This is a genomic window from Caenimonas soli, assembly GCF_013155545.1.
GTDB classification, from domain to species: domain Bacteria; phylum Pseudomonadota; class Gammaproteobacteria; order Burkholderiales; family Burkholderiaceae_C; genus Ramlibacter; species Ramlibacter soli.
In genome coordinates this window covers 97,075-114,646 of sequence record NZ_JABJVV010000017.1, presented here as the reverse complement: position 1 = coordinate 114,646, position 17,572 = coordinate 97,075, and the positions used below count along the sequence as shown (strand labels likewise).

15 protein-coding genes are annotated in these 17,572 nt (G+C 67.5%); 7 read left to right on the top strand and 8 right to left on the bottom strand.

Annotation, left to right across the window (positions count from 1 at the left end):
• Window positions 1-5 precede the first annotated feature (5 nt).
• Window positions 6-1,100: a tetratricopeptide repeat protein gene (locus HNE04_RS22735; RefSeq protein WP_172224418.1), complete on the bottom strand. Its 1,095-nt coding sequence runs from the start codon at window positions 1,098-1,100 to the stop codon at window positions 6-8.
• 69 nt (window positions 1,101-1,169) lie between these two features.
• On the opposite strand from HNE04_RS22735, the gene hemE reads away from it, so the two are divergent.
• Window positions 1,170-2,273 carry a uroporphyrinogen decarboxylase gene (gene hemE, locus HNE04_RS22730; RefSeq protein ID WP_172224415.1) on the top strand — a complete coding sequence of 368 codons (1,104 nt, stop codon included), beginning with the start codon at window positions 1,170-1,172 and terminating at the stop codon, window positions 2,271-2,273.
• A 345-nt stretch (window positions 2,274-2,618) separates the two neighbouring features.
• Window positions 2,619-4,664, top strand: coding sequence for a primosomal protein N' (locus HNE04_RS22725; RefSeq protein WP_172224412.1), 2,046 nt, complete (start codon window positions 2,619-2,621; stop codon window positions 4,662-4,664).
• Between the two features lie 4 nt (window positions 4,665-4,668).
• On the opposite strand, the gene rsmI is transcribed toward HNE04_RS22725, so the two are convergent.
• Window positions 4,669-5,616: a 16S rRNA (cytidine(1402)-2'-O)-methyltransferase gene (gene rsmI, locus HNE04_RS22720; RefSeq protein WP_235965316.1), complete on the bottom strand. Its 948-nt coding sequence runs from the start codon at window positions 5,614-5,616 to the stop codon at window positions 4,669-4,671.
• Between rsmI and HNE04_RS22715 the strand changes: the two genes are divergently transcribed.
• Entirely contained in the window at window positions 5,616-6,005 is a 390-nt protein-coding gene (locus HNE04_RS22715; RefSeq protein WP_172224406.1) for a YraN family protein, read from the top strand. The two genes, rsmI and HNE04_RS22715, sit on opposite strands and share 1 nt — an antisense overlap.
• Window positions 6,006-6,009: 4 nt before the next feature.
• Here the strand turns inward: HNE04_RS22715 and HNE04_RS22710 are convergent, their stop codons facing one another.
• The 6 genes from HNE04_RS22710 to HNE04_RS22685 all read right to left on the bottom strand — a co-directional run bounded on the left by HNE04_RS22710 (window position 6,010) and on the right by HNE04_RS22685 (window position 11,553).
• A complete protein-coding gene (locus tag HNE04_RS22710) occupies window positions 6,010-7,227 on the bottom strand; it encodes a c-type cytochrome (protein WP_172224403.1) in 1,218 nt (405 codons plus the stop codon).
• A 126-nt stretch (window positions 7,228-7,353) separates the two neighbouring features.
• Window positions 7,354-8,160 (bottom strand): anti-sigma factor, encoded by an 807-nt coding sequence (locus tag HNE04_RS22705; RefSeq protein ID WP_172224400.1) that lies wholly within the window; start codon window positions 8,158-8,160, stop codon window positions 7,354-7,356.
• A 13-nt stretch (window positions 8,161-8,173) separates the two neighbouring features.
• Window positions 8,174-8,776 (bottom strand): RNA polymerase sigma factor, encoded by a 603-nt coding sequence (locus HNE04_RS22700; protein ID WP_172224397.1) that lies wholly within the window; start codon window positions 8,774-8,776, stop codon window positions 8,174-8,176.
• Between the two features lie 83 nt (window positions 8,777-8,859).
• A complete protein-coding gene (locus tag HNE04_RS22695; protein WP_172224394.1) occupies window positions 8,860-9,654 on the bottom strand; it encodes a DUF4198 domain-containing protein in 795 nt (264 codons plus the stop codon).
• A 1-nt stretch (window position 9,655) separates the two neighbouring features.
• Window positions 9,656-9,931, bottom strand: coding sequence for a hypothetical protein (locus HNE04_RS22690; protein WP_172224391.1), 276 nt, complete (start codon window positions 9,929-9,931; stop codon window positions 9,656-9,658).
• A 20-nt stretch (window positions 9,932-9,951) separates the two neighbouring features.
• Window positions 9,952-11,553, bottom strand: coding sequence for a DUF4331 domain-containing protein (locus HNE04_RS22685; protein ID WP_172224478.1), 1,602 nt, complete (start codon window positions 11,551-11,553; stop codon window positions 9,952-9,954).
• A 239-nt stretch (window positions 11,554-11,792) separates the two neighbouring features.
• On the opposite strand from HNE04_RS22685, the gene HNE04_RS22680 reads away from it, so the two are divergent.
• The 4 genes from HNE04_RS22680 to HNE04_RS22665 are packed head-to-tail and all read left to right on the top strand — an operon-like array spanning window position 11,793 to window position 17,569.
• A complete protein-coding gene (locus HNE04_RS22680; protein ID WP_172224388.1) occupies window positions 11,793-12,710 on the top strand; it encodes an ice-binding family protein in 918 nt (305 codons plus the stop codon).
• A gap of 31 nt (window positions 12,711-12,741) precedes the next feature.
• A complete protein-coding gene (locus HNE04_RS22675) occupies window positions 12,742-13,575 on the top strand; it encodes an outer membrane beta-barrel protein (protein ID WP_172224385.1) in 834 nt (277 codons plus the stop codon).
• Between the two features lie 35 nt (window positions 13,576-13,610).
• Window positions 13,611-15,296, top strand: a complete 1,686-nt coding sequence (locus HNE04_RS22670) for a ShlB/FhaC/HecB family hemolysin secretion/activation protein (RefSeq protein WP_172224382.1) — start codon at window positions 13,611-13,613, stop codon at window positions 15,294-15,296.
• Window positions 15,297-15,310: 14 nt separating this feature from the next.
• Window positions 15,311-17,569, top strand: coding sequence for a two-partner secretion domain-containing protein (locus HNE04_RS22665; protein WP_172224379.1), 2,259 nt, complete (start codon window positions 15,311-15,313; stop codon window positions 17,567-17,569).
• Window positions 17,570-17,572 lie beyond the last annotated feature (3 nt).

The window sequence follows — 17,572 nt, the reverse complement described above, 5'->3', positions numbered from 1 at the left end:
GAACGCTAGCGCCTGATGAGCCACGCGAACAATCCTGGAATAGGTATGCCTTGATCCTCGCGGATCGAATGGCCGGCTGTGGCCCCGATTTCGAAACCGTATTGCTCGGCAAGCTTGCGGATGTAACCGGAGGAATGCGCGTAGCGCAAGCTTGGCCGCAGGGCGAAATCGGGCCCCTCGTCGCAGGCCTCGACGGAAAAGCAGAAGACCCCACCCGGCCGCATCACGCGGGCCACGCCCGCGAACACCGCCTCCAGTGCGCCCAAATAGATGAACACGTCGGCCGCCAGCACCAGGTCGTAGCTCTGCTGCGTATCGGCAAGGTACTGCGCCACATCGGCCTGCGCCAGCGCGTCATAGACACCGCGCGCAGCGGCACGTTCGACCATATTGCCCGACAGGTCCACGCCGTGAAGGCTTCTCGCCAGCGGCCTCAGCAGCACGCCGCACAGGCCGGTGCCGCAGCCCAGGTCCAGCGCGCAATCGAACCGGCGCTGCATGCGCCGCAACTCGTCGACCAGCACCTTCGGCGCGCGGTAGTTCAGCACCTCGACCAGATGCTCTTCGAAACCATCGGCATAGCCGTCGAACAAGGACTCCACATACTGGCGCGGCGGCGCCTGCGGCACCTCGCCGCCGCGCAGCGCCGCGAGGTAATAGCGGTTGAGTTCCGGATCGGCGCCGCGCGCAATCGCCTGTTCGTACGCGGCGGCCGCCTCGTCGGGCCGCCCCAGATCCTTCAGCAGGCTGCCGCGCAGCGTCCAGGCCGGCGCCAGCCCCGGGTTCACGGCCAAGGCCCGTTCGACGCAGGCCAGGGCCTGCTCTTGCTGCCCCAGTTCGGCCAGGGCCGTGGCCCGGTGGCCCAGGGCTTCCGCGTTGTCCGGCTCTTGCGCCAGTGCCTCTTCCAGCAGGTCGGCGGCTTCCTGGAACTTGCCCAGCTTGAGCCTGGCGGCGCCCAGGTTGGTCAGCGTCGAGGGCCGGCCCGGCAGCAGCGCGAGGGAAGCGGCGAAATCACGCTCGGCCTCCTCGAAGCGGCCGGCCTGGTAGTGGGCCAAGCCCTGTACGAAGAACTGTCTGGCTTGTTCGAAGTTGTCGCTCATGGTCGTCCCGCTTGCTTGAATGTTGCGGATGATCATAGGACGCGCCCCCCGCCCTGCGACAATTGGCCGATGAGATTCGCGCCCCTGCAAAACGACAGTTTTCTGCGTGCCTGCCAGCGCCTGGCCACGCCCCACACTCCCATCTGGCTGATGCGCCAGGCGGGCCGCTACCTGCCTGAATACCGCGAGACCCGCGCCCGTGCCGGCAGCTTCATGGGCCTGGCCACCAACGTGGACTACGCCACCGAGGTGACGCTGCAACCGCTGGAGCGCTATCCGCTCGACGCCGCCATCCTGTTCTCCGACATCCTCACCGTGCCCGATGCCATGGGCCTGGGCCTGAGTTTCGCCCTGGGCGAAGGCCCGCGCTTCGAGTCGCCGGTGCGCGACGAAGCCGCCGTCAATGCCCTGCGCGTGCCCGACCTGGAGAAGCTGCGCTACGTCTTCGACGCCGTCACGTCCATCCGCAAGGCCTTGAACGGGCGCGTGCCCTTGATCGGCTTTTCGGGCAGCCCCTGGACGCTGGCCTGCTACATGGTGGAAGGCGCCGGCTCGGACGATTACCGCCTGGTGAAGACCATGCTTTACAGCCGGCCCGACCTGATGCATCGCATGTTGCAGGTCAACGCCGACGCCGTCGCCGCCTACCTCAACGCGCAGATCGAAGCGGGCGCGCAGGCCGTGATGATCTTCGACAGCTGGGGCGGCGTGCTGGCCGACGGCGCTTTCCAGCAATTCAGCCTGGCGTACACGGCCCGGGTGCTGGCACAGCTCAAGCGCGAACATGAGGGCGCCGTGATTCCGCGCATCGTGTTCACCAAGGGCGGCGGGCCCTGGCTTGCGGAAATGGGAGCACTGGATTGCGAGGCGCTCGGGCTCGACTGGACGGTCAATCTGGCTCGGGCGCGGGCGCTGGTGGGCGCCCAAAAGGCGTTACAAGGCAATTTAGACCCTAACATTTTGTTCGCCGGTCCCCAGCAGATCGAGGCCGAGGCGATCAAGGTACTGGAGAGTTTCGGCGCGCCCCATACCGGCCCCGGCAACGGCCCTGCTCACATCTTCAACCTGGGTCACGGCATCAGCCAGTTCACGCCGCCCGAGCATGTGAAGACCTTGGTTGACGCGGTCCATGCGCATTCGCGGCGCATGCGCCTGCAGCCAAGCGCGGCATAAAAAATTCGTCATCAGGGTGTTCCCTAGGCGTCACGCTGTGCAAAATCTTTGCCAGGCGCTTGACTTATGCACAAAAGTTGGGCCCATGGTTGGTACGCCCGTGCCCGCCTGCTACAAAACCCATAGCGCCTCTAAGTGCTTGATTCATAACACATTCTCAAGCTGCTCTTTTTGCGGGCATTCCAGCCAAGCCCTTGATTTTTCAGGGCTGGGGAGCGCTGCCGGGGTACCTATCAACAAAGTTATCCACACAAATATGGGATCAAGCCCAAAGCTGTTTCAAATCAAAGACTTAAGCGCTGTTTGCGAAACTCGGCTTAACTTACCCGGCTAAGCGAAGCTTTCATGTCCCACCGGCTTGCCGTTGTCGTCCCCACCCCCGCCCACAGCTCGATCAGCGGACCGTTGAGCTATTTAAGTGAGCTTCCACTTGCGCCCGGCACGCTCGTGCGTGTGCCGTTGGGCAAGCGGGAGGTGCTCGGCGTGGTCTGGGACGACGGCGACCTGCCCGAAAACGAACGCACGGAAGCGAACACCAAATCGATCGCGGGCGCACTGCAAGGGGTCGCGCCGCTCGACGGTGCATGGATACAACTTGTTGCATTTTCATCACTTTATTACCGGCGCGGTTTGGGGGAAGTTGCCCTGGCAGCCCTGCCGCCGCAGCTGCGCGACCTCACTACGGTCCAGCTGGCCCGGCGGTTGAAGCGGCCGCCGGATGCCCCAGCCGAAGAGCCATCGGACCGCGCTCCCGAGTTGACGCCGGAGCAGCGCACGGCGCTGGGCGCGTTCGAGGAAAGCGGCGGCCCCTTCCTGCTCTTCGGCGCCACCGGCAGCGGCAAGACCGAGGTTTATCTGCACGCGGTGCAAAGCCTGCTGGCGCGCGACCCGCAGGCCCAGGCCCTGGTGATGGTGCCCGAGATCAACCTCACGCCGCAGCTGCAGGAGCGCTTCGTCGAACGCTTCGGCGCCGGCAACGTGACGGCGATGAACAGCGGCATGACCCACCCGCAGCGGCTGAAAAGCTGGCTGGCCGCGCACACCGGCGCGGCGCGCATCGTGCTGGGCACGCGCATGTCGGTATTCGCGTCCATGCCCCACTTGAAACTCATCGTGGTGGACGAGGAGCACGACCCTAGCTACAAGCAGCAGGAAGGGGCCCGCTACTCGGCGCGTGATCTTGCAATCTATCGCGGCAAGCTCACAGGCGCCAAGGTGCTGCTGGGGTCGGCCACGCCCTCGCTGGAGAGCTGGCAGGCAACCGACAAGGGCCGCTACCAGCGGCTGGTGATGGCTTCGCGCGTGGGCCAAGGACGACTGCCCTCGGTGCGGCTGGTGGACATGAACCTGCAGCCCAAGCAGACCGTGTTCTCGGTGCAGCTGCTGGAGGCGATCCAGCAGCGCATCGCCCGGGGCGAGCAGTCACTGATCTTCCTCAACCGCCGCGGCTATGCGCCTGTGCTCGCCTGCACCGCCTGCGACTGGAAGAGCGAGTGCCCGAACTGCAGCGCTTTCCGCGTCTTCCACAAGATCGACCGCACGCTGCGCTGCCACCACTGCGGCTACACCGAGCGCGTGCCGCGTGCCTGCCCGAGCTGCGGCAATGTGGATATTGCGCCGGTGGGCCGCGGCACCGAGCGGCTGGAAGAGCACCTGGGCGAATTGCTCGCCGATGTGAAACAGGCCAACGGCGAAGCGGTGCGCATCGCGCGGATGGATGCGGACAGCACGCGCATCAAGGGCGCGCTGGAGCAGCAGCTGGCGCGCATGCATGCCGGCGATGTGGACGTGCTGGTGGGCACGCAGATGGTGACCAAGGGCCATGACTTCCGGCGCATCACGCTGGTGGCCGCGCTCAATGCGGACTCGGCCCTTTTCTCCAGCGACTTTCGCGCGCCCGAGCGGCTGTTCGGCCTCCTGATGCAGGCGGCCGGCCGTGCGGGCCGTGACGCGGCCCAGGCCGAGGCGAGCGAGATGTGGGTGCAGACCTGGCATCCGCAGCACCCGCTGTTCGCCGCGCTGCGGCGCCACGACTACCCCGCCTTTGCCGCGCAGCAGTTGAAGGAACGCGAACAGGCCGGCATGCCGCCCTTCGGTTTCCAGGCCCTGGTGCGGGCCGAGGCGCGGACGCAGGAAGCGGCCCAGGCCTTCCTCAATACCGCCAGCAGCGCCGCGCAGTCGGTGGAAGGGGCGGACCGCGTGACGCTGTATTCGGCCGTGCCCATGAGCATCCAGCGCGTGGCCAACGTGGAGCGCGCGCAGATGCTGGTGGAAAGCCCTTCGCGTGCCGCCTTGCAGCGGTTTCTCGCCGGCTGGCAGCCGGTGCTTCAGGCGGCGCGCGAGAAAGGCGTGATCCGTTGGGCGGTGGATGTGGATCCGCTGGCGATCTGATTTGTCATGCCGGACTCGAGGAGCCTGCCCCGGACTCCGATCCGGGGGCATCCATGCCTTTGATTTTCAACGCCGCCTCATACAGCTCGTTGCGCGGCGCCCCCGTGATCTCCGCCGCCAGTTTCACCGCACTTTTCACGGGCAATTCCTTGAGCAGCAGCGCCAGCACGCGCAGGCCCTCGTCGCCCTGCGGCGCCTCAGGCGCCGCGTGCAGCACGAGCGCGAACTCGCCCCGGGTGCGCTGCGGGTCGGCGGCCAGCCAGGCCGGCAGCTGCGCGCAGGGCACGGTCGCCACCTCCTCGAACTGCTTGGTCAGCTCGCGTCCCACCGTGATGGCGCGCGCACCCAAGGCGGCGAGCGCGCGGGCCAGCGCCTCAATGCGGTGCGGCGCTTCCAGCAGCACCACGGCGCGCACCTCCTGCGCCAGCGCGCCTACCGCCGCTTCGCGCTCCATGGCCTTGGCGGGCAGGAAGCCGGCAAACACGAAGGCGCCGTCGTCGCCCATGGCGCCGGCCACGCTCAGCGCGGCCGTCACGCTGCTCGCGCCGGGCATCGGCACCACCCGCAGGCCCGCCTCGCGCACGGCGGAAACCAGCCGGGCGCCCGGGTCGCTCACCGCGGGCGTTCCGGCGTCGCTGGCGTAGGCCACGCGCTGGCCCTGGCGCAATCGCTCGATCACCGCCTGCGCGGCTTCGGCCTCGTTGTGCTGGTGCACGGCCATCAGCTGCGCCGCGGTCTTGTCGATGCCGTAGGCCCGCAGCAGCGCCTGGGTATGGCGTGTGTCCTCGCAAGCCACCGCGTCGGCCAGCTGCAGCAAGTGCAGGGCCCGCAAGCTGATGTCGGCGAGGTTGCCGATGGGCGTGGCCACGACGTACAGCGCACCTTGCGGATAATGCTGCGACGCCGCCGCTTCGCGCGCGGCATTCAGGGCCAAGGAAAAAGAAGCGCTCAATGGAATTCCCCCGCAAGAAAGACGCCGCGGCCGCCACCACCAAGCAGGCCGGCGACGCCGCTGAGGATCGGGCATTGGCCCACCTCGTTGCGAGCGGCCTGAGGCTGCTGGCGCGCAATTATCGGACGCCCGGGCGCGGCGGGGGCGAAATCGACCTGGTGATGCGCGCCACCGACGGCACCGTCGTGTTCGTGGAGGTGCGCAAGCGCTCCAGCCGTTCCTTCGGCGGCGCCGCGGCCAGCGTGGGCCACGTCAAGCAGCGGCGCATCATCTTCGCCGCCCGCCACTACCTGATGCGCCTGGCCCAGCAGCCGCCCTGCCGCTTCGATGTGGTGAGCGTGGAGGCCGGCGGCATCGAGTGGCTGCGCGGGGCGTTCGACGCGTCTTGATGCCTCACAGCGACTTCAGGTACTGCGCCACATCGGCAACTTCCTGCGCGGTGAGGCCCAGCGAACGGCGCGTGTTGTAGGTCTGCACGACCTGGTCGGCCGTGGCGGCCGAGCCGTCATGGAAATACGGCGGGTGCTGCCACAGGCCCTTGAGCGGTGAGGTGCGGTACTGCTTGGTGGCCGAGCGTGAGGCATAGCTGGGCGTTTCCGGCTCCGCCATCGAATCGGCGGGCGGATGCAAGGTGGCGTTTGCATCGGTGAAGCTGGTCCCGGTGTGACAGGTGGCGCATTTGCCGGCGCCTTCGAAGACCAGCTTGCCCCGCGCCGCCGCGGCCGCGTCAAAGCTGCCGGCCGGCGGGACCGGCGGCTGCAGCGTCAGCTGATAAGCCTGCAGGGCCGGCAACTTGCTGGAAACAAGGTCGACCGTGCCATTGGTGATCGACAGGTTCAGCCGCGGCTCGACAAACGTTCCCAGGCCGCCCATCTGGGTGACCGCCACGTAGCGGTTCCAATAGGCGATGTCGTTCCCGTCGCCGGTGAAGGTGATGCGATGAATATCCTGGAGTCCGTACGCCGGCGGGATGACCACCGGCTTGCTCTTGCCGTCGATGTTGAAGCGGGGGTCGTATTTGCCCTTGCCCCAGGAGGCGTACGCCGCCCGGGTCACCACATCGAGCGCCGGGGACAAGGCAATGATCGCCCCCGGATTGAGGTCGCGATTGGGCCAGCCATCGAGCCGCTTGCCTATGCCCGGAGCGAACGAGTTGTCCACGGTGGAATGGCACAGGGCGCAGGTGGTGCCGACCCGCGTGAGCGTGTCCCTGCCATTGACTGACTGCACCGTTCCCTTGATGCCCACCACGGCATCGAGCTTCAGAAGTGCAACCGTCGTCTCCGGGCTGGTCAGATCGACACTGCCGTTCCTGATGCCCTCCACGATGGCGGCGGGCAATGCTTCGGCATCGACCTTGAGCCCCACCAGCAGGGCCGTCGCTGGACCCACGGAGGAGCCGATGACCTCGTGCATCCTCAGCCTGTCGGTCCAGAACGCCTCGTCCCCAAAGGTTTCGAATCGGAAGATCTCCTTTCCTTGCGCTCCCAGCGTGGCCTGGTCCGCGCCGCCATCGCTCGAACCGCAGGCCACCATGACACCAAGGACCAAAGCCGCCGCGCCTGCGGCTGCGACTTTGGATGCGAGTGTGCGAGGGGGAAGTGCGTCCATGATGAGATTCCTTGAGCTGCACGAGCAATCAAGCTCCTGCCAGCTCGCGATACGAGGTAGGACTGTGGAACCAACTAACGTAAGAGCGGCCTGACGCCTTGTCCCGCCGCATGCCTCAGCGGGCGATCAAGGCGCCTGCAGCATCGGACCCTTGAACAGCACCGGCCCGGTAGGCCCGCCCTCGCCGGGCACACCGCCCTTGGGCTCCAGGCTGATGGCCAGCATGTGCGGGTCCCTGACCTGGCTCTCGGCCGCCGTCAGCTTCACCACTTCATTGCCACCCAGCACGCCGAGCGAGCGCGGCCCGCCCGAAGGCGGCAGGGCCCACAGCTGCAGCGACTTGTCCGGCCCCTCCTGGAACGCGCCCAGCCGCTTGAGCGTGAGCGTGTTGTGCTTGGGATCGAACGTGACGAGCATCGATGCGGACGAGCGGTTGTCTTCCAGCACCGCCACGTAGCGGATCTCGGGCTGGGCGCTCAGTTGCGAGGCGAGCTGCACGTTCTGCTCCGCCAGGGTGCTGCGGGCGCGATCGAGCTGGGCCAGTTGCGCCTCGCGCTGTTGCACTTCGCCGCCGAGATAAACGCTCACGCCCAGGGCCGCGAAGGCGGTCAGGGCGCCGGCGAAGGCCGCGCCGCGCCACCAGCGCAGCACCCGCCCCCAGTCTTGCGCCGGAGCCTGCGCGGCGACGGCCGACGGACGCTGCTGCGCCAGTTCGATCTCGATGCGCTTCCACACGTTCGGGCTGGGCGCCTCGCCCGGCTGCAGCTCGGTCATGCCGGCGAAGCGCTCCTGCCAGGCCAACGCCGCCGCGCGCAGGGCCGGGCTCTTGCGCGCCTGGGCTTCGAAGCGCCGCCGGGCGCCGCCGCGCAAGGTGCCCAGGCCATAGGCGGCGGCCAGGCGGTCCGCGAGTTCAGGGTGGTCCAGCAGGTTCATGGGCATTTTTCCATCAGGCGAACCGGGCCATGCAGCCGCGCAATTGCTCCAGGCCACGCCGAATCCATGTCTTGACCGTACCCAGCGGCAGCTTGAGCTGCTCCGCCAATTCGCTGTGGCTCAGATCGCGCAGGTAGGCCAGGCTCAGGACTTCGCGCTGGCGCGCCTCGAGCTGGCGCAGGCACTCGTGCAAGGCCCTGGCATGCTCGCTGGCCTGGCTACTGTCCAGGGGATCGGGCGCGTCGCCGGCCACCGTTTCAGCGACGAAGCCATCCAGTTCCAAGGCACTGTCGGCTCGCTCGCTGGCGCGCCGGCGCAGGAAGTCCAGGGCCCGGCTGCGCACGATCACGCCCATCCAGGCCATCGGCGGGCTGAGTGCCTCACGGTAGTTGCCGGCGATGCGCCAGATGTTGAGATAAGCCTCCTGCAAAACGTCCTCGGCCCATTCGCGGTTGCTCACCACCCGCAGCGCCACGCCATACAACCGGGAGGACGTGAGGTCGTACAGCTCGCGCAAGGCCGCCTCGCTGTCCGCGTGGCGCCCGCCCTGGGCCGGGCGGGCTGCGACGCGGTCTATCAGCGCGATGAGGTGCTGATCCGAAAGGTTGGAGTCCATGGCAAATAGTGTGGTCTTGCTGGTCAGTACGCACGCAACCGCTCTGCGGTTTCACGCCGCAGCTTAAACGATGGCCGCGCGTTTCAGCGCGCCTCGATCGCCAGCGTGACGAAACGGCTGTCCCAGGCGTCCGGCCGCTCGCCGGAGGGGCGCAGGTCGGTGCCGCGCAGCAGCCAGCGGCCGGCAAACGGCAGGCTGTGGCGCAGCATTCCATCGGCGTCGGTCTCGCGCCAGATGCCCAGGGCGCTGCGCTCGCTCACCAGTTCCACCGGGAAGCCGGCCAGCGGCCGGCCGTCGCGCAACACCTGGAATTGAAGCGGCTCGTTCACGGCGATCGGCCGGTTTCCCAGCACCACGATCTCGAGGTCCAGCCCCACCGCAGGCCGATCCACCGCGTCCTGTCCCAGTTCAATCCGCGCGAACTTGCGATAGCGCTCGCGCCAAGGCAGTCCACGGGCTTGCAGCGCGGCCCAGGCCTGGCGATTGGCGGCCGAGGTGCGGATCTCCCCGAAATAGACCTGGATCAGGCGCGGCTCGATTTCTGCTTCGACGGCGGCGAGTTCCAGCCAGCACGATGACGGCTGCTCGCTTCCTTGAGGCACCGTGGCAGACAGGTCCAGCCAGTGCGCCTGTTCGCGCACCGGCCGCAGCGCCAGCTTGCCACCGGCCGCGGTGCCACAACCGGCTTGCGCGACGCCGGCCGCACTCTGGCCGAATTCCTGCACCGGATAGCGATTGCCGGTGGCCAGCTCCAGTGCCACTTGCCCGGGCGGCGCGGCGCCTCGCGAAGGGCTGAGCCAGCTGTCGTGGCTCCAGACCTGCGAGGCAACCAGGCACAGTGCGGCGAACCACGCGGCTCGCCGTCCCCCGCGCTTCATCTCAGATGCCCGAATCGGACTCGTCGGTGTCGCTGGTCGCAAGCACCGCGCCGCCCACCCGGATCGGCTCGGACGTGTTGTCGCTGGTGGCGGCCACACGCTTGACGAACGCCAGCGCACCGGCCGAGCTGGTGGTGGCGGAGTGGGGCACGTCGGTGCCCTCCACGTTGGGGTCGGCATCGACCGTAGCGCGGCCACCACCGCCGCCGCCGCAGCCGGCCAGCAGCAAGGCAGAGAGGATGCCGAGGGATGCAAGTCCCCATGGGATTGATTTCATGGTCATTCCTTTCATCCGGCTCATTGCGAGCCCGGCAGCGGCGTGTTGAGGTACGGAAAACCGGGCAGGAAGGGCACGACGGCCTGGTCCACCGCGTCATGCACGTCCAGCGACGCGGCGCCGGCCGGCACACTGGAAGGCCTGCAGGCGGAGGTGACGCCCGCCACGCCCGGAATACTGTTGAGCTTGAACGTGTCGGCATCGCCGTTGGCCATGCACAAGCCACCCAGCATGGCGACCAGGGCGATATCGACCACGTCGTCCTTGGGCCGCCGGCCATTCGGAAAACCGGCAAAGTCGGTGCCCGCCGGTGAAGTCTTCAAGCTGCCGACGATGGCCAGGCGGTTCTGGCTGGCAAACGGCACCGGCGCGATGGCCGTGTTCAGGCGCAGCATTTCCGAAGGCGTGACGGTGGCCGGCTTGTTCACGCCGGTGATGCCGGTCAGGAACACGGTGGCGAGGTCGGTCCGCGGAAGGTTGGTGGGCGCCAGGCCCGCGGCGTTGCCGGTCAGCACCAGGCCCAGCAAGGCAGGCAGCGTCGGGTGGGTGACGTAGTCGAGAAACTGGCCGTCGCCCTGGGGCCTGGAAGCGTTGAACTTGTCCTTGTCCTTCAGGCCGATCACGACCTCGTTGACGAGCGGCTGGCCCAGGCGCGACACCTGGGTCCAGGGGCCGCCGGCCTTGTCGTTGTTCTGGTGGCCCGGCGCAGGATTGGCCGAAAGCAGCCGCGCCTGCCGCAAGCTGGCGGTGGTCCAGCCGCCGATCACGGTCTCACTGCCGGCAGTCAGGCAATCCTTGTGGACTTCCAGGGCCAGGGTGGTGACGTTGTGGTCCTGGATGGAGTTGGCAGCGGCGGCGTTGATGTTCGCCGGGTTGGTGATCACCGACAGCGGCGCGTTCACCAGGTCGAAGATCGGTCCCAAGTTGACGGCAAAGCCCTCCTGGCGCTGGCCCACGAACACGCGGCCGGCGTCCTTGCCGCTGGGGCAGCCCGGGATCTTCACTTCATGAATGTGCTTGGCGGCGTAGGCGGCATAGGCCGCGGCATTGCCCAGCGTCTTCACGCCGATGTAGTCGACCGGCTTCTCGAAGGTGGTGCCGCCGCCGGCCTTGGTGAGCGCCGAGCCCCCGCCCTTGCGGCGGTCGCCCCGCATCAGGTTGACGGTATAGGTTTCATTGACATTGAGGTTGGCGTCCGTGACGTTGGCCACCGCGCCTGCCTGGATCAAGGGAATGGCAACGCTCTTGTTGCCGATCGGCAGCGATATGTTGTTCAGCTTGTTGTTGAAGCGGAACTGGAAAGTCAGGTCCTCGGCCGCGTCGCCGTTGTTGTCGATGTGGATCTCGTACAGGGCGTTCGGATCCATCATGAAGTAGTTGGGCCCGCCATAGGGATCCTGCAGCGGGATGTAGTTGGCGATCAACGTGACGTAGTCGCTGCGCCCGCCGCTGCCGTTGGCCGCCACGCCCTCGTAGCTGCGGAACATATAGAAGTCGGTGGCGTCGACCTTGGGGCTGGTCGTGATGAACGGCGCCTCGCGATGGCTGGATGCCAGGCTCAGGCCGGCGGCGCAAGCCGCGGCGGCCAGCAGGCTCAACTGGAATATCTTGGATCTCTTCATTCGCATGTCGCTCTCCTGTCGGGTGATGTGGGGGTGGAACGCACCTCCAATACGCGCGGCCCGCATGCGGTGGATTCAAGAAAAACGTGGGGCGCGTCCAACTCGGCTGTAGGCGGGCACGCCGTTGCGTTGCCTAAGTGCGCCAGCGCACAGAGCCAAGCTGAACAAGAGCGCAACCTGCTGAGGTGGAAGCGAAAACCGGCGGTCCCCGCCGGCTTGCAAATCGACAGGAAAGACCCATGAACAGTTTCAACAGCAGCATCCGGCCTTGGCTGGCAGCCCTTCTCTTCGGCGGCCTGGCCGCTTGCGGCGGTGGCGGACAGGACCCGATCCTCGGCTTCGATGGCACGGCGCGTCCCCCGGGAGTCGGCACCGGCGCGCCGCCCGCCACCGCGGCAGCGGCGGCCGCTGCGCTGGGCGCGGCCTCGAGGTTCGGGGTATTCGGCGGCAGCGCCGGCATGACCAACCAGGGCGTGAACACGGTGATCAACGGCGACATCGGGACCACCGCGGTTTCCACGGCCGTCACGGGCTTCCATGACGCGGGACCCGGCTGCACCTACACCGAAACCGGGGCCAACGTGGGCACCGTGACCGGACTGATCTACACGGCCCCCCCGCCGCCGACCGCGGCCTGCCCCAGCGAGGGCACCGCAACGACTTTCGCCATCGCCACGCAGGCCCGCGCGGATGCGCTGTCGGCGTACAACGGCCTGGTGGCCAAGCCGGGCGGCTCGGATCCGGGCGCCGGCAACCTGGCCAACCTGGTGCTGGCTCCCGCTACCTATACCGCTGCCGGCGGCTCCTTCATGATCCAGGGCGGCAACCTGACTCTGGACGCCCAGGGCGATGCGAACGCCCTGTGGGTATTCCAGATGGCCACCACCCTCACCGTCGGCGGTCCGGGCGCTGCGTTCCCCTCCAGCGTGATCCTGGTCAACGGCGCACAGGCGAAGAACGTGTACTGGCAGGTCGGCAGCGCCGCGACGATCAACGCGGGCGGAGGCGGAACGATGGTCGGAACCATCATTTCGCAGGCGGGTACCGCGATCTCCACGCCGGGCAACGTGGCCATCGTGACCATCGACGGCCGCGTGCTGTCACTGGGCGCCTCGGTCACCATGGTCAACACCGTCATCAACGTGCCCACGCCTTGAGCCTCGCTCATCAATCCTTGAAGAGAACAACATGAAATTCACAAAGACTTCAGTCATGCTGGGTGTGGCAGCGCTGGTGGCGTTGCTGGCTACGCCGGCGATCGCCCAGAACACCGGCTGGTACGCGGGCGCCAATGTCGGCCGCACCGACGCGACCATCGACGATGAACGAATCACGAATGGCCTGCTCGGGCAGGGCCTGGCCACCAGTTCGATCGATGACCGCGACCACGATCACGGCTACAAGATCTTCGGCGGCTACCAGCTCAATCGCAACTTCGCCGTGGAAGCCGGCTTCTTCGATCTGGGTAGCTTCGGCTACACGGCCAGGACCGTTCCTGCCGGCAGCCTGACCGGCGACGTCCGCATCAAGGGCGTGAACCTCGACCTGGTCGGGCTCTGGCCCCTCACCGACAAGCTGTCGGCGCTGGGCCGCGTGGGCGTGACATCGACCCGCACCAACGGGCGTTTCAGCTCCACCGGGGCGGCATCCGTTCCCTACGCGGACGCCAATCCCAGCCAGCGCTCCACCAACTACAAGGTTGGCGCCGGCCTGATGTACGACTTCACCGAGTCATGGGCCATGCGCGTCGAAGCCGAGCGCTATCGCATCAGGGACGCGGTAGGCAACAAGGGGCACGCCGACATGGTGTCGGTGGGCTTGGTCTACCGCTTCGGCGGCTCGCCGGCACCGCGTGCAGCTGCGCCTGCGCCTGCGCAGGTGTACGTGGAACCGGCCCCGGTGGTGGTGGCTGCTCCGCCGGCACCGCCGCCGGCGGCGTCCGCAGCCGTCGTGGCAGCGCCTGCGGCGCCCGTCCAGACCTACGTGGCCCCGATGCGCGAGCCCAAGCCCTATCGCAACTAAGACCCCGCCCACCAGCTAGCAGAAGACGGATTTCAATGAAAAGAAACCAACGCGTTCGCGTATCCCTGTGGCCTTTCGCGCTGCTGGCCCTGTCCTCGGGCGCCCTTGCCCAGCAACCTCCCAGCGCCGGCGGGCAGATCCAGCAAATCCCGCCAGCGCCGGTGCCACCACGGCCCGCACCGGAAATCCGCATCGAGCAGCGGGCCGCACCGACCGCGCCCGCTGCGGCCAGCCAAGTGAAGATTGTGGTCAGGACGCTGCGGGTGACGGGCGCGAGCCTGTACTCCGAAGCCGATCTGATCGCGCTCACCGGCTTCGCGCCCGGCGGTGAGCTGTCGCTTGCCGATCTGCAGGCCATGGCCGCGCGGATCACCGAACACTATCGCCGCAACGGCTACTTCGCTGCGCAGGCCTTCCTGCCAGCGCAGGACATCAAGGACAACGCCGTCACCATCGCCGTGAGCGAAGGCCGGTACGGCAAGGTCGCGCTGAACAACCAGTCCAACCTGTCGGATGGCGTGGCACTCAATCTGCTGGGCGGCCTGAATAGCGGCGACCCGATCGCCACGCCCGCGGTCGAGAGCCGCCTGCTGCTCCTATCGGACCAGCCCGGCGTGAACGTCAAGTCCACTCTGGTTCCCGGCGCCGCCCCTGGCACCTCCGACCTTCTCGTCGATGTCACCCCGGGCCAGCGCGTGACGGGCAGCATCGATGCCGACAATGGCGGGAATCGCTACACCGGCGTGTACCGCATCGGCGCGACCGTCAACGTGAACAACCCGCTGGGCCTGGGCGACGTGGCCAGCCTGCGCGTGCTGACGTCGGGCCACGGCCTGAAATACGCCCGTGCGTCCTACCAATTGCAAGCCGGCCGGGGCCAGGTCGGCGTGGCCTACAGCAGGCTCGACTATTCGCTGGGCAAGGAATTCGAGAGCCTGCAGGCCCATGGCACGGCGGAGATCGTGAGCGTCTACGGTAGGTACCCCCTGGTCCGTTCGCGCAACGACAACGTCTACGTCCAGCTGGCCTACGACGCCAAGACCTTCGAGGACAAGGTGGACTCGGTGCCCTCGGCGACCGACAAGAAGTCGGGTGTCCTGATGGCCAGCGTCTTCGGCGATCACCGCGACAGCCTGGGCGGAGGCGGCCTGAGCTCCTACTCGCTCACCTGGTCGGCGGGCAAGCTCGACATCGAGACACCCGCGGCGCTGGCTGCGGATGCGCTCACGGCGCGCACCAACGGCCACTTCAACAAGCTTTCGTTCAGCGCCATGCGGCTGCAAAGCGTGGGCGGGCCCTTCTCGGTCTATGCCGGCATCAACGGCCAGCTCGCGTCGAAGAACCTCGATGTCTCCGAGAAGATGGAACTGGGCGGCATGAATGCGGTGCGCGCCTACCCGGAAGGCGAGGCCTATGCCGACCAGGGCTTCGTGGCCACGCTCGAAGGCCGGATGGACCTGCCCAAGTTTTCGCCGCAGATGCCTGGGCACATGCAACTGGTCGCCTTTGTCGACAGCGGCACCGTCACCCTGAACAAGAACCCCTGGGTTGCCGGGAGCAACCGCCGGACCCTGAACGGCGCCGGCGTCGGCGTGAACTGGGGCGAGCCCGGCAACTTCATGGTGCGTGCCTATTACGCACACAAGCTGGGGAGCGGCGTCGCGACCTCGTCCCCGGACAAGTCTGGCCGCTTCTGGGTCCAGCTGGTCAAGTACTTCTGATAAGGCGATTCACCATGAACCACACCAACTCACCGGCGCGCGCGCCCTTCGCGCTCCAGGCGCTGGCCGCCTGCCTAATGATGTCTTTCGGCGCGGCCAGCCATGCGGCGCCCGCGGGCGGCGTGGTCGCTGCCGGCGGCGCCACTATCTCCAGCAGCGGCGCCAGGACCACCGTCAACCAGACCAGCCAGAACGGCGTCTTGAACTGGCAAAGCTTCGGCATCGCAGCCGGCGAGACCGTCCAGTTCGTGCAGCCCAACAGCAGCTCGGTGACGCTCAACCGGGTGACGGGTGCCGATGCGTCCGGCATCTTCGGCAACCTGTCCTCCAACGGCAAGGTGTTCCTGGTCAACCCGAACGGCATCCTGTTCGGCAGCGGCGCCTCGGTCAACGTCGGCGGGCTGGTCGCGTCCACCCTGAACATCAGCGATGCCAACTTCATGGCCGGGCGATACAGTTTCAGCGGCACCGGCAGTGGTGAGGTCCTGAATCAGGGCACCATCAACGCCGACGGCGGCTACGTGGCGCTGGTCGGAACCAGCATTGGCAACCGGGGTGTGATCTCGGCCCGGCTTGGCACCGTGGCCCTTGCCGCGGGCAATGCCGTCACGCTGGACGTGATGGGTGGCAATCTACTCAACGTCACCGTGGACCAGGGAGCAGTGAACGCCCTGGTCCAAAACGGCGGCCTCATCCGGGCCGACGGCGGGCTGGTTCTCATGACGGCGCAGGCGGCGGGCAATCTGCTGTCAACGGTCGTCAACAACACCGGTGTGATCCAGGCGCAGACCATCTCCAGTCGCAATGGTGTCATCAAGCTGCTGGGCGACATGCAAAGCGGCACCATGAACGTGGGCGGCACGCTGGATGCCAGCGCGCCCAACGGAGGCGACGGCGGTTTCATCGAAACCTCGGCGGCGTACGTGAAGATCCAGAACAACGCCCGCGTGACCACCGCCTCGGCGCTGGGCCGCACCGGCGAATGGCTGATCGACCCGCAGGACTTCACCATCGGGAGCGGCGCCACCGACAACATCAGCGGAGGCACCTTGTCCGCCCTGCTGGTGACCAACAGCGTCACCATCACCACTGCGACCGGGCCCGATGCAACGGTGGCTGGGACGCCGCCGGTGACCAACCTGCACACGGCGACCGAGGCCAACGGCGATATCCACGTGAACGAGGCCGTGAGCTGGACGGCTACGCCGAGCACCACGACCCTGACGCTGAACGCCACGCGGGACGTGAACATCAACCAGGCGATCACCGCCACCAACGGCAACCTGGTGGTGTGCTGCGGTCGCGACGCCAACGTCAACGCCGCGATCAGCACCACCAATGGCAGCGTGCTGCTGAGTGCCGGCCGCAATGCCAACGTGGCAGCGGCCATGTCGACCACCGACGGGAACATCACCGTCTGCGCGGCCAACGACATCGTCATCAGTGCCCCTCTGGTGCTGACCCGCGGCAGCAGCATCCCGTCGCAGAGCCTGGGCCTGCTGCCCGGCCTGGTGCTGAGCGCTGGCAACGGCGGCACGGGCCCGGGAGTCGGCGGCGGCACGGTGGTGTTCACGCCCCTGACGCCGCAAGCTACCGTCACCGGCCCGAACGCGCCCGTGACCATCCGGTACAACCCCATCTCGTACACGGCCCCGACGGATTATTCGGGTAATTTCAACCCGGGCGCCGTGCTGACGCAGCAGATGCTGGTGTTCGCCGCCGGCGGCAGCAAATCCTTCGATGGCAGCACTGGCACCGTGCTGGCGGGCCTCAAGGGCAGCCCCGCCGGCGTCACGCTGGTGGCGGGACCCGGCAGCGTCGCCAACTTCGACAACCCGGCCGCGGGCCTGGGCAAGACCATCAGCTTCACCGGCTATACGCTGGGAGGGCCGGGCTCTGCGGCTTTCGCGCTGCCAGCCTCATGCTGCGGGCCGGTGGTCGCCAAGACCACGGGTGACCTCCTGCCCTTGCCGCTGCCGGTGCCCGTCGTCCCCGTGCCCGTCCCGGTGATGATCGTTCCGCCGCCGGTCGTGCTGCTGCCTGACGGCTCCGAGCAGGTCATGCCGCAGTTCGCGCCCTTCGTCGTCGCTCCCATGCTGCTGCGGGCACCCGCGACGCTGCTGGTGGTCGCACCGGCCGCGCCCCTGCCGGTGGATCTGGTGGTGGTGCAAGCCGAGACCCCGCCGGCACCGGCCGCACGGCCGGCGGCCATCGAAGCGCCGCCGGTGCCTTACGCCGCGCCCGTGCGCCCCGCGAAACCCTTCCGCAACTAGGCG

Excerpts from the sequence above, each read along its gene's own strand:
- HNE04_RS22735 (WP_172224418.1), bottom strand. The coding sequence starts at position 1,100 with ATGAGCGACAACTTCGAACAAGCCAGACAGTTCTTCGTACAGGGCTTG.
- hemE (WP_172224415.1), top strand. The coding sequence starts at position 1,170 with ATGAGATTCGCGCCCCTGCAAAACGACAGTTTTCTGCGTGCCTGCCAG.
- HNE04_RS22725 (WP_172224412.1), top strand. The coding sequence starts at position 2,619 with ATGTCCCACCGGCTTGCCGTTGTCGTCCCCACCCCCGCCCACAGCTCG.
- HNE04_RS22715 (WP_172224406.1), top strand. The coding sequence starts at position 5,616 with ATGGAATTCCCCCGCAAGAAAGACGCCGCGGCCGCCACCACCAAGCAG.
- HNE04_RS22710 (WP_172224403.1), bottom strand. The coding sequence starts at position 7,227 with ATGGACGCACTTCCCCCTCGCACACTCGCATCCAAAGTCGCAGCCGCA.
- HNE04_RS22705 (WP_172224400.1), bottom strand. The coding sequence starts at position 8,160 with ATGAACCTGCTGGACCACCCTGAACTCGCGGACCGCCTGGCCGCCGCC.
- HNE04_RS22700 (WP_172224397.1), bottom strand. The coding sequence starts at position 8,776 with ATGGACTCCAACCTTTCGGATCAGCACCTCATCGCGCTGATAGACCGC.
- HNE04_RS22695 (WP_172224394.1), bottom strand. The coding sequence starts at position 9,654 with ATGAAGCGCGGGGGACGGCGAGCCGCGTGGTTCGCCGCACTGTGCCTG.
- HNE04_RS22690 (WP_172224391.1), bottom strand. The coding sequence starts at position 9,931 with ATGAAATCAATCCCATGGGGACTTGCATCCCTCGGCATCCTCTCTGCC.
- HNE04_RS22685 (WP_172224478.1), bottom strand. The coding sequence starts at position 11,553 with ATGAAGAGATCCAAGATATTCCAGTTGAGCCTGCTGGCCGCCGCGGCT.
- HNE04_RS22680 (WP_172224388.1), top strand. The coding sequence starts at position 11,793 with ATGAACAGTTTCAACAGCAGCATCCGGCCTTGGCTGGCAGCCCTTCTC.
- HNE04_RS22675 (WP_172224385.1), top strand. The coding sequence starts at position 12,742 with ATGAAATTCACAAAGACTTCAGTCATGCTGGGTGTGGCAGCGCTGGTG.
- HNE04_RS22670 (WP_172224382.1), top strand. The coding sequence starts at position 13,611 with ATGAAAAGAAACCAACGCGTTCGCGTATCCCTGTGGCCTTTCGCGCTG.
- HNE04_RS22665 (WP_172224379.1), top strand. The coding sequence starts at position 15,311 with ATGAACCACACCAACTCACCGGCGCGCGCGCCCTTCGCGCTCCAGGCG.